Genomic DNA, 21,140 nt, shown 5'->3' with positions numbered 1-21,140 from the left:
CTTTGACAGGGATCGTCCATCAGTAAATGAATGTAGGTGTTGGCAACTCAAAACGAAAGGCGATATGTTATAACTTCAAAATAATGGGTGGCTATTTATTTCTTATAACTTTGATTTTATTTGTTTGGTATATGAATAAATTTCAAATAAAACCAGAAGAAGTATTGTTAACTTCTATTTTTGGAAACGATTATATTAGATATAAACAAAGTGTTAGGCGCTGGTTATAACTTCCCTGCTTAATAGCAGGGGTTTAAGTGACAATGAATCGAGGACGACTCAATCAGAAAAGCTATGTCTAAAGAGTTTACTCAATCCGAGTTAAAGTCGGCTTAGATGAGCTTATCTCTTTCTGTGTGGAGATTATTTGAGCTAAACGTTTTGCTTTGTCTGTTAATTGTATTCACTTCCACTATAAATAAGACCCCTTAAATGGGCTCAGGTTTAAAGACTTCTATGAGACTCGATTTATTAATCGCATTTATATCTAAACCAACAAAAGATATTGTTTTTTTACCTGTCAGTCTGCTATTTATCTTTGCTGGGGCTGTTAATCTAGGCTTCACAGGTTTTCTTTGGGCTACGCCATTTATGGTTTTATTCTTTATAATCATTAGGGACTATCACAAGCGACTTAAGTACTCCCTGATTATTATTGTTTCAATGGTATTTGCATTTTTTATGTGGGACAAACCCACAAATAAACTGATATTTCCTTATTTAGGTACAAAAGTTGAGTTAGTTTCGGGTTGGGGCTATCAGGGGGCAGCATATTCAAATCAGTTTTATCTTATCAAGCCTGATAATATTGAAAATTGGCGACAACGATCACATACGAATGACCCATTCGAGGTAGTGCTATTTGATGAAAATGTTACCCTGACAATGGATCGAGTTGAGATTAGCCACCCTTCGTTTGGATTAAGTTTAGGTGTTATTTTTACAGATGCTAACGGCAATGAATTTTACATAAGCCCTGATAGTTTAATTAATTCAGTCGCAATCGGTGATATTTTAAGTGAACAATTAACCGGTGTTGAAAGCACTCAATCAGCTTGGTCGAATAATATTGGTCTGCTCATGGCATGGCCAATGCTACCAGTAATACTATTTAGTAAAATGTGAATAAATTAATTCCAATATATTTTTCGATGATCTTTGTCTATTAATTGTACAGCGAAAGATGGAGAAGATGACAAAATAAAAAGGTATTAATGCCACTGCATTAATACCTTTTTGTTGCTTTAACCCTAGCGCTTGTCAGCGTTGGCACTGAAGCCTATTAAAGCTTAACCATCAATTTGCCTTTGTTGGCACCAGAGAAGAATAAGTTCAATCCGTCGATTGATGACTCTAAGCCATTAAGTACATGGGCGCGGTGTTTGATTTTACCTTGCAGTACATAAGGGGTGAGCTTAGCCAATAAGCTTGGCACTTCACCAAAGTGATCAGGCATTGTGAAGCCTTGAATCGTGAGGCGTCTTTTTAAAATGTTCATCCAGCTAGGGCCAGGAGCTGGTGTTTGGCTGCTGTAGTCAGCAATTAAACCGCAGACCATGACACGGCCATGGGGATTCATTTTATCGATAATTAGGCTTTGAATTGGACCTGCGGTATTTTCAAAGAATAAGTCGATGCCATTTGGGGCACATTGTGCAAGTTTGGCTTCAAGATCATCGGTTTTGTAGTTAATGGCTGAATCAAAACCAAGTTCATTGACAATCCAATCTGCTTTTTCATCACTACCAACTACCCCAATAACCGTTAGGCCATCTGCTTTAGCAAGTTGACCAACAATTGAGCCAACAGACCCCGCAGCGCCGGTAACAATAATGGTTTCGCCAGCTTTGGGCTTACCGACATTAAATAGGCCTTGAGTGGCGGTTAATCCCGGTAGCGCAAATACAGACAGTATTGCTTCGTCTGGTAATGGCGCATCAACTTTGTTTAAGCCTTGACCATTACTGTGAAAATATTCTTGCCAGCCCATCATGCCCATCACGCGATCGCCAACTTTAAAATCGGGGTGATGGCTTTCAACGACTTCACCGACACCGCTACTGCGCATTACTTCACCTAAGTTCACTGGCGGAATATAGCTGTCAGTATCAGGTTGCATCCAACCAAACATGGCAGGGTCTAATGACATATGATTTTGTTTTACTAAAATCTCGCCTGGGTTCACGGTTGGCATTGGCTTTTGTACCACTTCAAAAATATCAGTGGTGATTGGGCCACCTTGTGGACGCTTTACTAAGTTGATGGCGGTAAATGTGCTCATTGTTGTTCCTTGTCTTTATTTTTATCAATTTTGCTATTGAATGCATTATTGCTTTTCTTTTTGATAAGATATAGTAGCTAAAAAGCGATACTTTATTGCTTTAAAAACAATAATGAGGCTTTGATGGATCAATTACGGGCGCTTAAATATTTTGTGAAAGTGGTGGAGTTAGGCAGCTTTACCCAAGCGGCTAAGGCTTTTTCTGTACCGGCATCATCATTATCAAGACGGGTTGCAGATCTTGAAAACTCCCTTGGGGCGACGTTATTAAAGCGTTCAACCCGCGCCGTCTGTTTGACTGAGATTGGCCGAGAATATTATCAGCAAGTATCAAGCTTGCTAAATCAGCTTGAACAAAGCAATGAGGCGGTGAGAAGTTATCAAACTGAACCTATGGGGAAATTACGCATTAGTGCCATGGTTGGCTTTGGCCGTGAACAGCTGCTGCCATTGATGGATGAGTTCTCAAGGTTATATCCCAAAGTGATTTTAGATATTGAGCTCAGCGATGAACTGTCGTCTGTTGGACGTGATGATGTGGATATTGCCATTCGTGGTGGTTATGCCCCTAATGATCGCGTAGTTGCGATAAGGTTAATGGACAACCAGTTTGTACCAGCAGCGACCCAGCAGTATCTAGCGGACTATGGCGTACCTTTACACCCAAATGAGCTTAAACAACATAAAGGCTTATATTATCGCTCGCCAAAAGGCCGCGTGCCGTGGCTAAGTAAAATTAATGGCCAGTGGCATGATGTATCAGCCCCTGTTGAGGCGATCAGTAATGCTGGTGAGTGGTTAATCGATAAAGCGCTGCAACATCAAGGCATAGTGATGATGCCGCGCTGGGTGCTAGCACCATTTTTTGAATCTAATCAGCTGACTGAATTACAGTTTGAGCCGCCATTATCAGCCAGTCAAAGTGATGATTTCGGGGTATATCTTATTTATCAAAAGCAGCGCTATCATGTCCCTAAGGTCAAAGCGGCGGTAGATTTTTTAGTGGCTAGGATTAAACACGCTAAATAACTTAGTTTATGTAATATTCAAAGCAGCTAGCATGTTTAAATATTGGCTGTTATGACAGTGTCTACATCAAGAGTATCATTAGTAATGATTGCAACACCAACAATAGTAACCACAAGGCTGACGCTCCGCGCTTTTCAAGCCGATGATTTAGCAGCATTTGTAGCTTATCGAGCCGATCCTGTGATTGCGCAATATCAAAGCTGGGATGATTATCAGCTCGAAGATGCCAAGGCGCTGTTTACCAGTATGGATTATGGTTTGTTTGGTGTTGCTGGTAACTGGTTTCAGCTAGCTATTGTCGATAAAAGCCAACAGCTAGTAGGCGATGTAGCAGTGCATTTTGTCGACGATATGCAGATGGAGCTTGGTTTTACCATAGCGAGAGAGTATCAGCAGCAAGGTTTTGCTACTGAAGCACTGGCAGCAGTGATTGATTATTTGTTTGTCAGCTTAAACAAACATCGCATAACGGCGATAACTGATGCCGAGAACCTAGCATCAATAGCGTTACTAGAAAGGCTTGGATTTCGAAAAGAGGCCCATTACTTAAAGAATATATTTTTTAAAGGGAAGTGGAGCGATGAGTGCGGCTTTGCACTGTTGCAACAGGAGTATTTTCAGCAGTCTTAATAACGGTATTTATCACAATCGTTATTGTTGTCGCTATCGGTAGAGTGTGGTCGATAACTCAAATCTAAACCTGAGCTTTAAAAGCAAAAAGTCAGCACAAAGCTGACTTTTTTATTGGTAATTCGATTTTACTCACTAGGGCGAACAGTTGTGTGATTAGTTTCTTTTTTTCCATTTAAATAAAATCGAGTACTTCCATAAGCTCTTAATCACAAAAAAACCGATAAAGGCAAATATTGCACCGAGTATAATGCAACCCAGTAAAAATGGCGGCCCTACGGTACTGATAGAGCTTTCAACCCATTGCCAGCTGGCTTCAAAATTGAAATGAGCAGTGTTATGGCCAAGAATTTTTGCTCCTAAAATATAGGCAGCATAAAACATAAATGGCATGGTAAACGGGTTTGTTATCCAAACTAATGCCACTGCCAATGGGATATTGACGTTAAAAAATATCGCCATGCCTGCAGCAATAACCATTTGAAAAGGAAATGGTAACCAAGCGACAAATAAGCCCACCGCAAAGGACCCCGGAGCCGATTTTCGGTTGAGGGTCCATAAATTTGGTTTATCCAGCAAACCACCAAAAATACGTAAATATTTATTGTTACGTAAAGTCTCAGGCTTCGGCATAAATTTTTGTAATAATTTTTTTGGCATATATGCGATTACTGTCTTTAATTAACCGATGATAAATCGATTTGTTTATGGATTTTGCGCTAGCGTCCTATTTAGCAATTTATTGCCAAGTTTACTTCCAATATCGCTAGCGGTTTTAATGTTTGTTATTGGGGTACTCACGTTAAAGAGGGGGCCATTCATCAGTGGCTGCCTTTTAGGTGTCTTTTGGGTTTCCATTTGTTTTTATTCATTATTTTCACATCAAGAAGCTGAACATCCAGTCAGAAAACAATTTAAGGCACAGATAGTATCACTAGTTAGCAAAAACAGCGACTGGATAAGCTTTAATGTTGTTTTACTATCAGCGCAACATTCGCTTTACAAGCGATACTATAGACTTAATTGGCAACAAGCGCCTGAGGTAAAAGTTGGGCAGGTATGGGCGTTTGACGCCAGAATGAAGCCCATTACCAGCCCGATTAACCAAGGTGGTTTTAATCAACAAAAATATTTATTAAGCCAACACATTGTCGCAAAAGGCAGTGTTAAACAGTCACAGCTTATCGATTATAAATTGTCTTTAAGGCAAAGAGTAATTAGTGATTTCAAACCGAAATTACAACATTTAAGTCATTATCCCATCATTAATGCGTTGTTGTTTGGCGATAAAACTGACATTTCTACCGAGCAATGGCAGGCGTTAAGATCAACGGGCACAGGTCATTTAGTTGCGATTTCAGGGTTACATTTATCTGTAGTGTTTGGTCTTAGCTGGAGTTTATTTAGGCTGTTATTGTTAAATTTCATGGCAACATCCTCTCGGCGTAATCTCATCTTGGCGGTATTAATGGCAGCAATGGTTGCTGCTGGTTATGGTTATTTAGCTGGGATGGCTATATCCACTCAGCGGGCATTGATGATGCTGTTAATGATTGTGTTGCTAACCGTATTTAGACAACACGCCTCGACTTGGCAGCGCTTGATATGGGCGTTATTTGCGGTGTTGGTATTTGACCCTTTTGCCAGTTTAAGTGCTGGTTTTTGGCTTAGCTTTAGCGCATTGGCAATAATTTTATTTACCATCGACTATCTTGGGGTTAAATCCACAACGGAGTTAAATCCCCAGCAATTGAACACAGCTGTCGAGTTAACGGATGTTCAAATTCAGCAAGATGATAGCTTAAGGGCTCGAGGATTGCGGCGTTTGAGTCAGCTTAAGTCAAATTTGATGGGTTTTCTAATTAATTTTTGGGCGATTCAGTGGCGCTTATTTATCGGCCTCGGGCTAATACAAGCGCTGTTATTTGGTAGTATTTCAATCCACAGTATTTGGATTAACTTTTTGATGGTGCCATGGTTTAGTGTCATTGTTATTCCGCTGTGTATGTTGGCTTTATTGCTAAATAGTGTCTTTATGCTGTTACCTGCACCTGAGTTTATAAGTGATGCAATAGTTAGCACATTATTGTGGCTTACTGATCATAGCCTTGCCCCTTTTTACTACCTGTTAAGCCTAAGTGGGCAGTTACCCTTGGCTCAATTTCACCTTTCAGATGCGCTGACAGTCAGTTTACTATTACTTGCCTTAGGACTGTTTCTATTTAAGTGGGCTAGCGACATCCATTGGCGAGTATGCTTTGGATTAATGGCGCTGCCTTTTATGTTTCAGGTATATGGCTTTATCAAAGATAATACTCAACCCCTATCGACTAAGCTGTTGTGGCAAATGCATGTATTAGATGTGGGTCAGGGCATGGCGGTGTTATTACAACAAGGTCATAAAGGCATACTTTATGACACTGGCGCGGCTTATGGTGACAATTTTAGTTACGCCCAAAGAGTGGTGATACCCACATTAATGGCTAAAGGTGTGACTGAGCTAGATTATTTAATCATAAGTCATGACGATAATGATCATGCTGGTGGGGTAAATGAACTACTTAAGCATTTCAGTAAGCTAACTATTATCAGTAATATCGATAAGTACCAGCAAACTGATATAACCAATACAGTGCAGTTTGATGCGCAACTAGCCGATAAAACTCAAAAGCAATGCGATGATAGGAGGTTTAATTGGTTTAATTTAGCCATTACTTTAACCAGTAACATGGCAGCAAAAAGTGATAATAACCAGTCTTGTGTTGTGCATATTGATGATGGCAATAACCGTGTTTTACTGGCCGGTGATATTGAGAAACAAACTGAACAGCGGCTGATACAAAGCGGCTCTTTACTGGATGCTGATATCCTACTTGTGCCACATCATGGCAGTCGTACTTCATCGTCTGCAGAGTTTATTGCGGCCGTTAATCCCAGCGAGGCAATTTTTACTGCGGGTTTTGCTAATCAGTATGGTTTTCCTAAACATGACGTTGTTGAGCGCTATAAAACCCATGGTGTTACCACGCTTGTCAGTGGCGAAACAGGCCAGCTTAGTATAGATTTTAAACGTCAAAGTTATAAAATTCGACCGTATCGTACAGTTATTGAGCCATTTTGGTATAACAACTTGTTTAGATTTGGTGTCCAAGTTAAACCAGAGTAGAATACGCCTTTGTTAGCAATTCGAGTATTAATGTAATCAATGACAACAACTAATAACGAAATGTCGAGCGTCTTTAAGCGCCTTCTAACTTATCTTGTCCCAATGAAAGGGATGTTTCTGTTAGCTGTATTGGCATTATTGACCTACGGCTTGGTTGACGCTGCATTCATTTACTTCATCAAACCATTTATTGACGAAGGCTTTAGTCAAACTCCGTCAGTGGTCGCGGGCGTAGAAGTGCCGAGTCACGGCGGCTTTAATTCCAATAACAATATTATGATCATGGCACCGCTAGTGGTTATTGGAATGTTTACCCTACGTGGCTTAGCCAATTTCGTGTCGACTTATTGTGTGTCTTACATGAGCTCGAGATTAATCATGGATATGCGTCAGCAAGTGTTTGAGCATTATTTGCGTTTGCCTGTAAGCTATATCGATCGCGAAAATAGTGGTAACCTCATTTCTCGAGTGACCTTTGATACCGAACAAATTGCCCGTGCATCAGGCAGTGCGTTAATCTCTATTGTACGTGACTCTATTACCGTCATTGGTATGTTAGCTATCATGTTCATCTATTCTTGGAAACTTTCCATGTGCATCCTAGTCATTGGCCCATTAATGGGGATAGTGATTAGCGTTGTGAGTAAGCGTTTCAGAAAAGTCTCTAAACGCATCCAAGCAGCCATGGGCAATGTCACCGCAACCACTGAGCAAATGATTAAAGGTCATAAGAATGTGTTGGCGTTTGGTGGACAAAAGACTGAAGTCGAGCGCTTTCAAAAAGTTAATGAGGGTAACCGCAAGCAAAATATGAAACTTGCTGTAGCTCAAGCCGTCAGTCAACCGGTTATTATGATCATCGGTTCATTTGCGTTAGCGTTTGTATTGTACGCCGCCACATTCCCAAGCTTAAAAGCCGATTTAACCGCAGGCACATTTGCGGCCATTTTGGGCGCGATGATGGCAATGCTTCAGCCGATTAAAAACTTAACCCGTGTGAATGCTGAATTTCAACGTGGTATTGCCGCATGTACCACAGTTTTTGAACTGCTAGATACAGCACCTGAAGCCGATACGGGTGAATTTGAAACTCAGCGCGTTAAAGGTAATTTAAAATTCAATAACGTTACCTTTAGTTATCCTGAGCAAGAAAAACCAGCCTTAACTCATGTTGATTTTGAAGTGAAGCAGGGTAAAACCATTGCCCTTGTTGGACGCAGTGGTTCGGGTAAATCAACCATTGCCAGCTTAATCACCCGTTTCTATACCGGCGTGTCAGAAGGGCAAATTACCTTAGACGACGTTGATATTTATGATTACAAATTAAAGTCATTACGTAATCAGGTGGCGTTAGTATCACAGCAAGTTACTTTATTTAACGACACTATAGCTAATAACATTGCTTATGCTTATCCAGGTGAAGCCACTCGCGAACAAATTTTACAAGCTGCAACCCTAGCTCATGCGATGGAATTTATCGAAAATTTACCTGAGGGGTTAGATACTCAGGTGGGTGAGAATGGCGTATTGCTGTCGGGTGGCCAACGTCAACGTATTGCTATCGCTCGGGCGATGTTGCGAGACGCGCCAGTATTGATATTAGATGAAGCAACATCAGCCCTTGATACTGAATCAGAAAAAGCGATTCAGCAAGGTCTTGATAACTTGCGCCATAATCGTACCTCGATTGTGATTGCCCACCGTTTATCAACCATTGAAAGTGCTGATGAGATTTTAGTTATCGATCAAGGCCAAGTAGTTGAGCGTGGTACTCACAGCGACTTAGTGGCAAAAGAGGGCGTGTACGCTAACTTATATCAAATGCAATTTGGTAGTTAAATGCAGGCGTTAGTCAATAAAATTTGGTACCAAGGACACCGCGCTAAGTGGTTATTATTACCACTGAGTGCACTATTTGGGTTGATATCCAGTGTCAGGCGCTGGGCATTTAAACTTGGTTTTAAACAAGCGCAAGTATTGGATGTCCCTGTGGTGATTGTTGGCAATATTACCGCTGGTGGCAGTGGTAAAACCCCAACGGTTATTTACTTGATTAACTTATTACGTCAGCAAGGCTTCACCCCTGGGGTGATCAGTCGTGGTTATGGTGTCAATATTGATGGGGTAAAAACCGTCAAAGCAACCGATAACGCCGCAGATGTGGGTGATGAACCAGCAATGATTGTGGCTCGAACACAAGTTCCTATGGTGGTCGGGGCGAAACGCATTGACGCTGCAAAACAGTTACTGAGTGAAACCAATGTAGATGTGATTATTAGTGATGATGGCTTACAGCATTACGCGCTTGCACGTGATATTGAGATCAATATTGTTGATGGTCAGCGCCGTTATGGTAATCAATGTTTAATACCTGCAGGCCCGTTACGTGAAGGTTTATGGCGTTTAAATAGCATTGATTGGGTATTAAATAATGGCGGTGTAGTGCAAGGCAATGAAGTCGCGATGAGTTTAACGCCAGCAGCCCTTAAGCCTGTAAAACCCAATTCAACTCAGCACTGGCAACCACAAGCTGCTATTGCAATGGCAGGTATTGGTAACCCTCAACGTTTTTTTGACAGCTTATCATTGCAAGGGTTTAGCCTTGCTGAGACTAAAGCTTTTGAAGATCATCAAGCATTTGATGAAAATGAACTGAAACAGCTCTCAAAGCAGCATCCATTGATCATGACCGAGAAAGATGCGGTTAAATGTCGCGATTTTGCACAAGATAACTGGTGGTATTTGCCTGTAAATGCGAAGCTTAATACTGAATTTGATACCGCTTTTTTGAATAGACTTAACCAAGTCATAAAAGATAAACAAGGAAACCTCCATGGCGTTCGATAAAAAATTACTTGAGATTGTGGCTTGCCCTGTTTGTAAGGGTAAATTAGAATTCGATAAAGAAGCCGACCAATTGATTTGTAAAGCAGATAAATTAGCTTACCCAATTACTGAAGGTATTCCAGTGTTGCTGGAAAATAGAGCTGAGCCAATCGAGTCGTAATTTGATTGTTATCGAAAAAGCGCCTTAATGGCGCTTTTTTATGGCTGTTTATATCCTAGTTTGCATCACTATATTGCGCTGATAAATACAGTGTTAGCAGCCAATATAGGAAAGTTTTACGCTATTTTTTCAGTCCTTGATAAAGAGTATCAATCCATTTTTCTTCGGATATGAAATTCCAGCTCCAATTTTTCCATTTCTTATGCATTCCTTTCGCTTGAATATTGGCTAACGAGTGGCCTTCTTGGATATTCTTGTTCATCCAATTAATGGACTGATCCAGCATATGCTTAAATTTCATGAGATCATCTTTATTAGCAAGTGCACCATGACCTGGGATCACTTGGGTGTCATTATCCATTGATGCGAGTAATTTAGCGACATTGTCACGATAGCCAAGTACAGATCCGCCGCCCTTTAAATCAATATATGGAAAACGGTCTTTAAAAAACAAATCCCCCATGTGCACAATGTTGGCATTTTTCCACATCACAACACTATCCCCGTCAGTATGGCCAGGCCCGAGGTGCTTCACCACCAAAGTATCCTTGTTAAAATGAATCGATATATCAGTCGCGTAGGTGACAACAGGTAGAGCAGATTTTGGCGTATCTTTATCGGCGCTGAGCCGAGTTAGTACATTGTCATGGGCAAAAATAATCGCTTGCTCACCAAAGTGGGCATTACCCCCAGTATGATCCCCATGATAGTGGGTATTGATGACATACTTGGGGCTGCCGGGCTGGATTTTATTTAATGATTGGCTAATTTTGTTCGCCAGCGGCGCAAATTGATCATCGATTATCAATATGCCATCACTGCCGGCTGACACGCCAATATTACCGCCAGATCCCACAAACATATAAGCAGTGTCACTGAGTTGTGTTGAGCTAATTTGTACATCTTTGAAGCGGTCATCATCAGCCACAGCGCTAGATGTTATTAGTGATAATGCCAGTAAACTTGTTTTAATTTTATGCTTCATTTGTCGTCCTTTAATGTAAAGCGCCTCATTAATCGCTTAATGTTGCGCTTGCTTGCATCCTGACTACACTGTCCAAGGTAGCAGCTTTTTGGCTCGTTTGTCAGCAGAAGCTAATTTTATCGATGACTGATAACGTATGCGATAAAGCGCCTGATAACAAAGCGGCACCAAGTACAAACTGGTAACAGTTGAGAACGACAGTCCGCCAATAATGGCGATTGCCATTGGCGAATAAGGTGGTCCTCCGCCGCCAATTTGAGTGTCGCCCATTGCTAAAGGCACTAAGCCTAACACTGTGGTGGCAACCGTCATCAATACCGGGCGTAAACGGGTAATACAGATGGCTAAGATAGATTCAGATAAATCGGTTAATTTAGGCGTTTTTTGATTTATTTGGTCAACCAAAACAATGCCATTGTTTACTACGATACCCATTAAGATAAGGATCCCTATCATTGCCATTACCGACATAGGTGTTGCTGAAATCCACAGTGCCCAAAATACCCCAGTGATAGAGAACAAGATTGAACTGATAATGGCGGTTGGTAATAACAGTGATTCAAATAAGGCAGCCATCACAATATAAATCATGATTAATGCCAAAATCATATTTACTGCCATGACGGATTGCTCTTCATCTTGACGCTCAAACCCGCCACGTAGCGAGTAGTCATATCCATAAGGGAAGTTGACATTGGCCATTACCTTTTCAATCTGCTCTTGGGCTTCTTCAGTGGTAATGTCATTCACGTTTGCGCCAATCGACAGCGCAGTTTGGCGATTAAAGTGGCGTATGGTATCAAAGCGGGGCTGTATCTTAATATTGGCGAGATTATCTAAGCTATATAGGCGCTCACCTTTACGAATGATCGGTAATTGTTTTAGCTGATCTAATGATCGCTGCCAGCTTTTATCATAGGCGAGCTCAATGCGTAATTCGCCATTAGGATCATGCCTATAAGAACGAAGCGGTGCACCGCGTAGCGCCATGGAAATGTGAGAGGCGATTTCGTTAAGTTTTAAATCTAATCTTGCCGCCATTTCACGATCGATTGTAATCACCACTTCTTGCTGAGCAGAACTGACTTCAGAGCGCACATCTTCAAGCCCTTCAATGGCGCTAAGCAGAGGTACGACTTGTTCACTTAAGCGAATTAACTCTGAGGTCGAGCGACCGGTTAAGGTGACTCTTAAGCCTGAGTTTTCATTGCCCCAACCAAATTGTGGCTTGGCTGCGGCATATTTAGGGAAACCTTCACGTATGGTTTCTTTCAATTCAGACATTGGCGTTTCAATATCTTTTTGCAGTAGTAGCGTGGTTTGAATATTGTCTGCTGAGTAATAACTGTAAACAGAATCAATCATAAAGGCCTCTTTATTGGCATAAAGATAATCTTCCATTTGATTGATCATCGCTTCAGTGACTTTTAAATTGTGGCGACCTTCTAATTGATAATTAATGTAGAGGCGATCTTTGCCTTCGCCTTCTGATTGATCTTGTTTTACTAAACTTAAGGGTAATGCGGTAGAGACTAAAATGACCACTGCAATAACCCCTGATAGCTTTGAGTGAGCCAGTACCCAGGTTAGGCTGCGTTGATAAAGCTGCTGTAACTTAGAGACTTTAGCTTCGGTCTCAATATGAAAATCAAACTTAGTAAGCATTAATGGGATTAAGGTTTTAGCAACCAGTAATGATGCCGCTAACGAAATGCAAATCGCAATGGCCACATGCTCAAGGAAAATCGTTAGCTCGACCTTAACCCCGACAATGTTAGGTAAAAACACGATAGCTGTGGTTAATGTGCCCGCCAAGACGGCTAGGGCGACTTTCTCTACCCCAGTAAGTACCGCTTTTTCATTGGCCGCTGTTGTTATTTCAGTTGCAGCGCCATCATCTGATAATGCAATTTTTTGCTTTTGTTGTAACACGCTTTCGGTCACCACCACGGCGTTATCAATTAACATGCCTACAGCCAGTAATAATCCCATCATCGACAGAATATTTAAGCTGTAACCAAGAAAATACATCCCAGCTAATGTCATACAAAGGGAAATTGGCACCGATGACACGACCACTAACGTCATCTTTAAATTACGTAAAAATAAATACAATACCCCAAAAGAAAGCAGCGCACCCAGTAAGCCAGATAACAATAAATCCTGCAGTGATGACTTAACTCCATAAGCTTGATCTTCCATGACGAATAACTTGATGCCTTGAAATTGCTGATCTTGTTTCGTTTTTTCAATAACGGCTAACACTCGTTCAGATACATCGACTAAATTTGAGCCTGATTCTTTAAACACATCTAAACCAACAGCGTATTTTTGGTCTAAATGACGCCCTTCAAAGGCTTCAGGGAGGGTAAATTTGACTGAGGCAATATCACCAACAGAAGTGGTGCTATTAAGCTTTACTGCCTTGATATCTTCAAGTGATAAAAACTCTCCCTTGGGCGATACCTGAAACACCTGATTATTATTTCTAAGTGTGCCAGCACTAATGACAAAGTTTTCTTGTTGTAAACGTTGCTGCAACTGAGCTGGATTAATGCCAGATGCAGCAAGTTTGTCGGCATCTAGTCTTATTTCAATTTGCTTTTGATCAACCCCATACAAGGTGACTTTTGAGACCCCTTCAATACGCTCAAGCGGCTTGCGAAGTTGTTTGTCTAACAGATCAAAAGCATTTGATAACTCACGTTCACTGGAGATTCGAATCGTTAACACGGGCATATCAGCGGTAGAAAATTGCTGAATGAAAACCCGTTCCACATCTTTAGGCAGCAGGTGTCTTACCGAATCAATTTTTTCCCGTGCTTCTAAGCTTTTTGTGGCGACATCTTCGCCCCATTTCATATTTAGCTGAATGTTAGCACCATCTTGAGAAGAGTTTGAGCGGACCTCTTCAATACCACTCATGGTGGCTAGCGACTCTTCTAATACGCGGGTTATCTCTCGTTCCACTTCTGCAGGGGTAGAGCCTTTATAAGGCACGTTAACCTGAATTTGCGGAATATCAATGCCGGGAAACATTTCTAATGGCAATAATCGACTAGAGGCTAAACCAAATAGTAAGATGGCCAAAAAGAACATACTGGTGGTGACAGGCCTTTTAATGGCTAGTTTTGTTAGGTTCATGATTGAGTCTCCAAATCTAAAGACTCAGTGCTTTTGGTTTGATTAATTGCGGTTTGTTGATAGTTTTTTTTATCAAATAAACCGTATAGGGCAGGAATAACCAATAAGGTCAGCATGGTAGATAAGCCAAGACCAAAGATCACCGTTATTGCCATCGGCGCACGGATTTCACTACCATCACCGACACCTATTGCCATTGGCAACAAGCCTAAGGTGGTGGTCATGGTGGTCATCATTATTGGGCGTAATCGAGATTTAGCTGCAGTGCTTATAGCGACTTCTTTATCATGACCTTCTTTACGCAGTTGGTTAATTCTATCAACCAATACAATGGCATTATTGACCACAATACCTGCCAGCATTATTAAGCCGATAAACACGACTACGCTGATATGGGTACCAGTAATAAACAAGCCAATAATACTGCCGCCAACGGCCATAGGTACAGCAAACAGAATAAGTAATGGATGTAATAAGGATTCAAACTGACTCGCCATCACCAAGTAGACTAAAAATACCGCTAATACCAAGGCGATTTTTAAAGACTTAAATGAATGTTCCATTTCTTCATTTTGGCCGCCAAAGCGCGCTTGGATAGAAGAGGGGAGCTGTTGCTGATTTAAAATTTGCTGCGCTTCTTTTACAGCTTCACTTAAATCACCATAACTTAAGTTAGCTGACACTATCGCAACCCGTTGTTGGCTGACACGATTAATGGCAGAGGGGCCCACTTGCAGAGACACATCAGCAACTGCGCTTAATGGGATTGGGTGCTTACTGTTTGGATTAATAATTAATGAGTTAATATCTGAGATATTATTTCGCTCGTCCAATTCACTGCGCACCAAAATATCTACTTTACGATCACGAACCGTATATTGGCTGGCAATGGTACCGCCAACACGTTGAGCAATACGATTAGCAACGGTGGGCGCTTCTAAATTTAATGACGCAAGCCGGGCATGATCAAATCTAATACTGATCTCAGGTTGACCATCACGAAGTGAGGTATTGATATCACTAAAGCGGGCTGACTCTGATAAAGCAGATACCAACTGTTCGCCACTGTGCTTTAGTTGCTGTAAGTCATAACCTGATAACTCGATCTCTAATGGGGTTTTAAAACTAAATAGCTCAGGGTGATCAATAGTGGCATCAAGGGCTGGAATACGCCTTGCTGTGGCCCTTAAGTCATTGGCTACAGCATTAAACTCTTGAGGATCTGCCAGTACTACCTGTAACCGCCCCCAGTTTTCGCCGCCTCGGGCGGTATCAGATGTCATTAAGCCGCCACTGCCTGCTTGGCTAAAGGTGTGTTTTACTTCTTCTCGACCACTAATGGAGTAAGCTAGTTGCTCTAATACAGCATCAGTTTTTTGTACCGCGGTGCCAGGTGGCAGTAAGATCTCAACATAGAATTCACCTTGATTCATTGGTGGAATTAGCTCTACACCCAGTCTTGGGAATAAGCTGCCAGCACCAACAGTTAGCATGATTGCGATAATGACAGTCAAAGCTTTATGCGTCATCGCATGAGCTAATACCCGGTGATAAATGCTTTCAACAAAACGGTAGCCAAAGTTAAATGCAGCACTTAATGGACGCATCACTAATGATAATGCCCAAGAAATGAATCGAGCTGAAATGATAATGAGGTTTAATAGTGCATTAGGTAGATAGCTGAGTAATAGCTTAAATGGGAAACCAAACACGAATTTAAGATAATGCACAGCTTTAGCTTTTTTAGTGGTTGGCAGGGCTTTTACTTCCGGCTCATTTTCGATGGGTAATTGTTTAAAACCCTGTCTTGATGCCAGCATTGGTATTGCCGTTAGTGCAACAAATAAAGACGCTAATAAAGCAAAAGTTACCGTTAATGCTTGATCTGAAAATAATGCCCCTGCGATACCATCAACAAAAACTAAGGGGACAAATACCGCTAAGGTGGTTAAGGTTGAGGCAAAGATTGCCCCTGCCACTTCTTTACTGCCTTTAAGCGCTGCAGCAACTTTTTTAAGCCCTTGCGCTTTATAGCGGTCAATATTTTCCAGCACCACAATGGCATTATCAACCAATAAGCCTATGGCCAGTGCAATACCGCCTAAAGACATAATATTGAGACTGATATCGGCAAAGTACATCATGTTAAAAGTAGCAATAACTGAAAATGGAATGGAAATAGAAATAATTAAGGTAGCAATAATGTCACGTAAAAATAAGTAGATAACTAACATAGCAAGCAAGCTGCCAAACAGCGCGGCGGCGGTTACTTCACTGACTGCACTTTGGATAAACTCAGATTGGTCATAAATAACCTTTAACTGATTATCTGCAGCTTCACTGTTAATCTCATCAAGCTCAGCACTGAGCCTTTTGGCGACCGATACGGTATTGGCATCACCTTCTTTATATATTGCCAGTTCAATAGACTCTACCTGTCCAATACGAGTGATATCACTGCGCTCTTTATAACCGTCAACAATATCGGCAACTTCAGCAAGTCGAATTAAGGTTTGACCATCACGATAGACAATGACATTTCTTAACTCATCTAGGTTATTAAATTGGTTTAGGGTGCGAACTAAATACTCTTTGTCACCTTGGATCACTTTACCCGCAGATAAATTGATGTTTTCTTCATTAATACGGCGCTTAATATCGTCTGCATTAAGGTTTAGTTGCTGCAGCTTTTGTTGATTTAGCAGGATATGAACTTCTTGCTCTAAGCCGCCAGATAATCTCACTGCGGCGACACCAGATAGTGCTTCTAGGCGTCTTTTTAGTTCTTCTTCTGCAAAAGTACGCATACTTTTGAGCTGTGTTTCACTGGCATCAGGTACTGACAGCGCCACACGCATAATTGGATCTAAGTTTGGATTAAAACGCAGCAATAATGGTTTATTGATATCCAGTGGCAGTTCGATGGTATCAATTTTTTCACGCACTTCTAAACTGGCCATATCCATGTTGGTGCCCCATTCAAACTCAAGCACCACATCTGATAAACCTGAGCGTGAAATAGAGCTAATTTTACGCAGCCCTTTAACCACACCGACGGCTTCTTCAATGGGCTTTGAGATTAACTGTTCAACTTCAACAGGTGCAGCGCCATCATAGGCGGTTCTTACTGTGACGCTTGGGTAACTAAGATCGGGTAACAGTTTTACCGCAAGGCGGGTAAATCCGACCATACCAAATAGCATGATTGCCAGCATAAACATCCACACTGACACAGGACGTTTTACCGAAGTATTAATTATCGACATAGTAGGCGCATCCTTGTCTATTTGCTGGCTAGGCTGTTTTTGGCGTAAGAAAGCGGACTGATGATTTCAACTAACGACAGGTCTTTAAGGTTTTGCTGACCACGAATGACGATTTGTTCACCAGATTGCACACCAGATAGAATTTCAACTTTATCATTTTCGCGATAACCGAGAATCACTTCACGACGGTTAGCGGTGTTATCTTTAATGACATACAGTGCTTGGGTGTCATCTTGGTTAATAATGGCGTTAAAAGGCACAGTAACAACATCATTGTGGGTATCATATTTAAGCTCAACACGCGTGAACATGCCGGCTTTTAATGTTGCGTCTTTATTGTTGATGGCGATAGTTACTTTGAATGTACCGCTTTGGGCATCAACAATTGGGCTAATTCGTAATACATTAGCGATAATATCTTGTTCTGTTGAGCCCTTGTTATTAGCGTATTGATTACTAATGCGCGCTTCTTGTCCTAAACGTAAGCTATTAAGTTGTTGCTCTGGTAAATGTACAATTCCGTGTAGTTCATCTTGATTGACAATATAAAACAACTCTTCAAACTCTTTGGCCATATTGCCTTTTTTCACATGCCTGGTGGCGACAATGCCATCGATAGGTGAAACAATGCGGCTTTCAATCACGTATAGTTCTGCGAGATCTCGCTGAGCCATTGCGGCTTGTAAGTTAAACTCCAGCTTTGCCATCACATCTTGACTTACAAATTCTTTGTTTTTCATCTGTTTTAAGCGGTTTAATTCTTGCTCAATAATCTGAACTTCAGCAAGCGCACGCTGATAATCAAATTGTTGGCGTTTGGCATCAATGGTCGCCAGTGCTTGGCCCTTTGTAACTCTATCGCCTTCTTCAACGTTTATTGAAGTAATTAAGCCTGCAATTCGGGTGACAACATGGGCTTCCTCGGGCGCTTCTAGCGTCGCGGTGGTGCTATAAAATGAAGACACATTTCCTTGAGTCACTTGTGATACCTCAACAGGTACCGCGTATTTTTCTTCTTCTGCAGCTGTTTCTTGTTCACCATTACAGCCACTAAGCATGATTGAAAATGCCGTAATACAAAAAACGGATGAGGTGAATTTTTTAATGTTGTTGAACCTTTCCATGGGATACCTGCCAATTAACTAAGTGTTATAAGTGACGTGACATGCCACAGAGTCTGAAACCAAAGCATGCAAACGTCACGTTATAACATGTAACAAATGTTGAATTTATGTTTACAAAGCACGTAATGTGCCAAAATAAATTGTTGTTATTTTTCAGAGCTTTAATTGGGTGGCGGTATTTTAGGAACTTAAATGTTAACAAGGGGTAGTGGGAATGCTCAACAAATGGTGAAATTGCTTACTAAGATTTGAGTTAAGGGTTCTGATTTTTGTTGATTAGGATTGTGGGTAAATGGCCATTGAATTAATTTGGCTTTAACAAGAAAATTATTAATAATACAAATAAAATGAACGTGAAAATATTTCAAGGTGTAAAAGCATATAAAGAAGACCAAATTCTGGGTAAAAAGGAAACCAAATTGTAAGTTTTAATATCTCTAATGGCCATTTTTTAGAACAAAAAGATTTTCTTTATAGCGATATAATTTAAAAAGCAGCTTTTTATATCAGATTTAATTGATATTTTTACTCAATTTATTGTTTATTAGGGCCTAACGTGAATGAAAATGACTATTTTATGAATGTTTTTGGATGATTTACAGTATTTTTCTAGCTTAATCTTTAACTTCAAATGAATTAAAATCGGCAATATTTCTAATAGGCAGTTGTATTGCCTAGCACAAATCTGATGCAACTCCTTCTATAAACACAAATGTAATTGGGTTAATTAGGCCGATTTATGGCGTACTTTGGACATATTTTAAAGCTTATTTAATTCTAATTTGTAATACAAAACCAAGTGCTAAAGTGCCGGCGACCCTTTAATTTCGACTAAAATTAACCTGTGGCGGCTATTAGGATTTAGTAAATAATGAAGCGGACCTAGATAATGTGGCTTATGACCAATCTATGGTGAATGAGCTTTAAACGGGGATAAATGTGTTTGGCAGTTTTATTCATACTTGGCTGCTATGGTAACCAAAGTTCGCAGCAAGGGATTTTTGTGTTCATTGAGCGAGGCTGTCAACGCTAACAAAACAGCTTCTCTAGGCATTAAAAAAGCGCCTAAATAGGCGCTTTTTTCACAAACGATTAAGTTATCGTTTATCTATGCTGACAAAGTCACGCTCGTCTGAGCCAGTGTATAACTGACGTGGACGACTGATTTTGTGACCTGGTTGGTCAAGCATTTCTTTCCAATGTGCAATCCAACCAACAGTACGAGAAAGTGCAAATAACACTGTAAACATACTAGTAGGGATACCGATTGCTTTCATGATGATCCCTGAGTAGAAATCAACATTTGGATAAAGCTTTTTAGATACGAAATAATCGTCTTCTAAAGCAATGCGTTCAAGTTCCATCGCTACATCTAGCAAAGGATCGTTCACATTTAGCTCAGCTAACACTTCATGACATGTTTCACGCATCACTTTAGCGCGAGGGTCGAAGTTTTTGTAAACGCGATGACCAAAGCCCATTAAGCGGAATGGATCAGCTTTGTCTTTCGCACGAGCAATAAACTCAGGGATGCGATCAACACTGCCAATTTCTTCAAGCATATTTAGACAAGCTTCGTTAGCACCACCATGAGCAGGACCCCATAGTGAAGCAATACCCGCTGCGATACATGCAAATGGGTTAGCACCAGATGAACCCGCTAAACGAACCGTAGAGGTAGAAGCGTTTTGTTCATGATCAGCGTGTAATACAAAGATTCTGTCCATTGCTTTTTCAACAACTGGATTGACTTGGTATTGTTCACACGGAACAGCGAACATCATGCTAAGGAAATTACCTGCATAACTTAGGTCGTTGCGTGGGTAAACAAAAGGTTGACCGATTGAATACTTGTAGCACATTGCTGCAATGGTTGGCATCTTAGAAACAAGGCGGAAAGCCGCAATTTCACGATGTTTTTCATCATTGACATCAAGAGAATCTTGGTAAAACGCAGATAATGCACCCGTAACACCACATAGCATAGCCATTGGATGTGCATCACGACGGAAACCTCTGAAAAACGAAGCTAATTGCTCGTTCACCATGGTGTGATTCTTAACCATAGCCACAAACTCTTCGTATTGAGTTTTGCTTGGTAATTCACCATAAAGCAGTAAGTAACAAACGTCTAAATAGTTAGATTCAGTAGCTAGTTCATAAATTGGATAGCCACGGTGTGTAAGTACACCTTTTTCGCCATCAATGTATGTAATTGCAGACTCGCAAGATGCGGTCGCTAAAAAACCTGGATCGAAGGTGAAATGACCTGTCTTTCCAAGTTTACTGATATCGATTACATCAAACCCAGCAGTTCCCTGCTTGATAGGTAATTCGATCGAATCTGTCCCCGGTAACTCTAATTTGGCTATATTGTCAGCCATACCCCGTTCTCCTTACTTCATTCTTTTCTGTGAGTGCGGCATGTTAAGCGGACATTACTTTACAGTGAATTAGTGTCACATTTCAATTTAAATAAGCGTTTAAATTTATTAGACCATGGTATAA

General features: G+C 40.8%; 14 protein-coding genes. 7 read left to right on the top strand and 7 right to left on the bottom strand.

All coding sequences use genetic code 11. The features are described 5' to 3' along the window. Positions 1-456 precede the first annotated feature (456 nt). Positions 457-1,125, top strand: a complete 669-nt coding sequence (locus Q4557_RS10885) for a hypothetical protein (protein ID WP_303412633.1) — start codon at positions 457-459, stop codon at positions 1,123-1,125. A 157-nt stretch (positions 1,126-1,282) separates the two neighbouring features. Here Q4557_RS10885 and Q4557_RS10880 read toward each other — a convergent pair whose 3' ends face one another. Further along, positions 1,283-2,281 (bottom strand): NADP-dependent oxidoreductase, encoded by a 999-nt coding sequence (locus tag Q4557_RS10880; RefSeq protein WP_303412632.1) that lies wholly within the window; start codon positions 2,279-2,281, stop codon positions 1,283-1,285. A 123-nt stretch (positions 2,282-2,404) separates the two neighbouring features. Here Q4557_RS10880 and Q4557_RS10875 point away from each other — a divergent pair, with 123 nt between their 5' ends. Further along, a complete protein-coding gene (locus tag Q4557_RS10875) occupies positions 2,405-3,310 on the top strand; it encodes a LysR family transcriptional regulator (RefSeq protein WP_303412631.1) in 906 nt (301 codons plus the stop codon). Between the two features lie 84 nt (positions 3,311-3,394). Continuing rightward, a complete protein-coding gene (locus Q4557_RS10870; RefSeq protein WP_241903516.1) occupies positions 3,395-3,940 on the top strand; it encodes a GNAT family N-acetyltransferase in 546 nt (181 codons plus the stop codon). Between the two features lie 156 nt (positions 3,941-4,096). Here Q4557_RS10870 and Q4557_RS10865 read toward each other — a convergent pair whose 3' ends face one another. Further along, positions 4,097-4,600 (bottom strand): DUF2062 domain-containing protein, encoded by a 504-nt coding sequence (locus Q4557_RS10865; protein WP_102438323.1) that lies wholly within the window; start codon positions 4,598-4,600, stop codon positions 4,097-4,099. A 28-nt stretch (positions 4,601-4,628) separates the two neighbouring features. Here Q4557_RS10865 and Q4557_RS10860 point away from each other — a divergent pair, with 28 nt between their 5' ends. Genes Q4557_RS10860 through Q4557_RS10845 form a run of 4 tightly spaced genes read left to right on the top strand, consistent with a single transcriptional unit; the run spans position 4,629 to position 10,113 of the window. Next, positions 4,629-7,106, top strand: a complete 2,478-nt coding sequence (locus Q4557_RS10860) for a DNA internalization-related competence protein ComEC/Rec2 (RefSeq protein ID WP_303412630.1) — start codon at positions 4,629-4,631, stop codon at positions 7,104-7,106. 39 nt (positions 7,107-7,145) lie between these two features. Beyond that, complete coding sequence (gene msbA / locus Q4557_RS10855) at positions 7,146-8,945, top strand: lipid A export permease/ATP-binding protein MsbA (protein ID WP_102476205.1); 1,800 nt, start codon at positions 7,146-7,148, stop codon at positions 8,943-8,945. Further along, entirely contained in the window at positions 8,946-9,953 is a 1,008-nt protein-coding gene (lpxK, locus tag Q4557_RS10850; RefSeq protein ID WP_102519645.1) for a tetraacyldisaccharide 4'-kinase, read from the top strand. After that, positions 9,940-10,113 carry a Trm112 family protein gene (locus Q4557_RS10845; protein WP_076537432.1) on the top strand — a complete coding sequence of 58 codons (174 nt, stop codon included), beginning with the start codon at positions 9,940-9,942 and terminating at the stop codon, positions 10,111-10,113. Before lpxK ends, Q4557_RS10845 begins: the two co-directional genes overlap by 14 nt. A 121-nt stretch (positions 10,114-10,234) precedes the next feature. Here Q4557_RS10845 and Q4557_RS10840 read toward each other — a convergent pair whose 3' ends face one another. From Q4557_RS10840 to Q4557_RS10820, 5 genes are all read right to left on the bottom strand, one after another. Continuing rightward, a complete protein-coding gene (locus Q4557_RS10840) occupies positions 10,235-11,098 on the bottom strand; it encodes an MBL fold metallo-hydrolase (RefSeq protein ID WP_303412627.1) in 864 nt (287 codons plus the stop codon). Positions 11,099-11,161: 63 nt separating this feature from the next. Beyond that, positions 11,162-14,242: an efflux RND transporter permease subunit gene (locus tag Q4557_RS10835; RefSeq protein WP_303412625.1), complete on the bottom strand. Its 3,081-nt coding sequence runs from the start codon at positions 14,240-14,242 to the stop codon at positions 11,162-11,164. Further along, positions 14,239-17,508: an efflux RND transporter permease subunit gene (locus tag Q4557_RS10830; protein ID WP_102438313.1), complete on the bottom strand. Its 3,270-nt coding sequence runs from the start codon at positions 17,506-17,508 to the stop codon at positions 14,239-14,241. Before Q4557_RS10830 ends, Q4557_RS10835 begins: the two co-directional genes overlap by 4 nt. A 17-nt stretch (positions 17,509-17,525) precedes the next feature. Then, entirely contained in the window at positions 17,526-18,632 is a 1,107-nt protein-coding gene (locus Q4557_RS10825) for an efflux RND transporter periplasmic adaptor subunit (RefSeq protein ID WP_102438311.1), read from the bottom strand. Between the two features lie 1,097 nt (positions 18,633-19,729). Next, positions 19,730-21,016: a citrate synthase gene (locus Q4557_RS10820; RefSeq protein WP_102438309.1), complete on the bottom strand. Its 1,287-nt coding sequence runs from the start codon at positions 21,014-21,016 to the stop codon at positions 19,730-19,732. Positions 21,017-21,140 lie beyond the last annotated feature (124 nt).

This window comes from Shewanella sp. 5_MG-2023, from assembly GCF_030547465.1.
Taxonomy (GTDB): domain Bacteria; phylum Pseudomonadota; class Gammaproteobacteria; order Enterobacterales; family Shewanellaceae; genus Shewanella.
This window is presented reverse-complemented; position numbering and strand designations above follow the sequence as displayed.

Coding starts and splice junctions, on each gene's coding strand:
- msbA (WP_102476205.1), top strand. CDS start 7,146: ATGACAACAACTAATAACGAAATGTCGAGCGTCTTTAAGCGCCTTCTA.
- Q4557_RS10825 (WP_102438311.1), bottom strand. CDS start 18,632: ATGGAAAGGTTCAACAACATTAAAAAATTCACCTCATCCGTTTTTTGT.
- Q4557_RS10840 (WP_303412627.1), bottom strand. CDS start 11,098: ATGAAGCATAAAATTAAAACAAGTTTACTGGCATTATCACTAATAACA.
- Q4557_RS10875 (WP_303412631.1), top strand. CDS start 2,405: ATGGATCAATTACGGGCGCTTAAATATTTTGTGAAAGTGGTGGAGTTA.
- Q4557_RS10830 (WP_102438313.1), bottom strand. CDS start 17,508: ATGTCGATAATTAATACTTCGGTAAAACGTCCTGTGTCAGTGTGGATG.
- Q4557_RS10865 (WP_102438323.1), bottom strand. CDS start 4,600: ATGCCAAAAAAATTATTACAAAAATTTATGCCGAAGCCTGAGACTTTA.
- Q4557_RS10885 (WP_303412633.1), top strand. CDS start 457: ATGAGACTCGATTTATTAATCGCATTTATATCTAAACCAACAAAAGAT.
- Q4557_RS10820 (WP_102438309.1), bottom strand. CDS start 21,016: ATGGCTGACAATATAGCCAAATTAGAGTTACCGGGGACAGATTCGATC.
- Q4557_RS10835 (WP_303412625.1), bottom strand. CDS start 14,242: ATGAACCTAACAAAACTAGCCATTAAAAGGCCTGTCACCACCAGTATG.
- Q4557_RS10870 (WP_241903516.1), top strand. CDS start 3,395: ATGATTGCAACACCAACAATAGTAACCACAAGGCTGACGCTCCGCGCT.
- lpxK (WP_102519645.1), top strand. CDS start 8,946: ATGCAGGCGTTAGTCAATAAAATTTGGTACCAAGGACACCGCGCTAAG.
- Q4557_RS10880 (WP_303412632.1), bottom strand. CDS start 2,281: ATGAGCACATTTACCGCCATCAACTTAGTAAAGCGTCCACAAGGTGGC.
- Q4557_RS10860 (WP_303412630.1), top strand. CDS start 4,629: ATGATAAATCGATTTGTTTATGGATTTTGCGCTAGCGTCCTATTTAGC.
- Q4557_RS10845 (WP_076537432.1), top strand. CDS start 9,940: ATGGCGTTCGATAAAAAATTACTTGAGATTGTGGCTTGCCCTGTTTGT.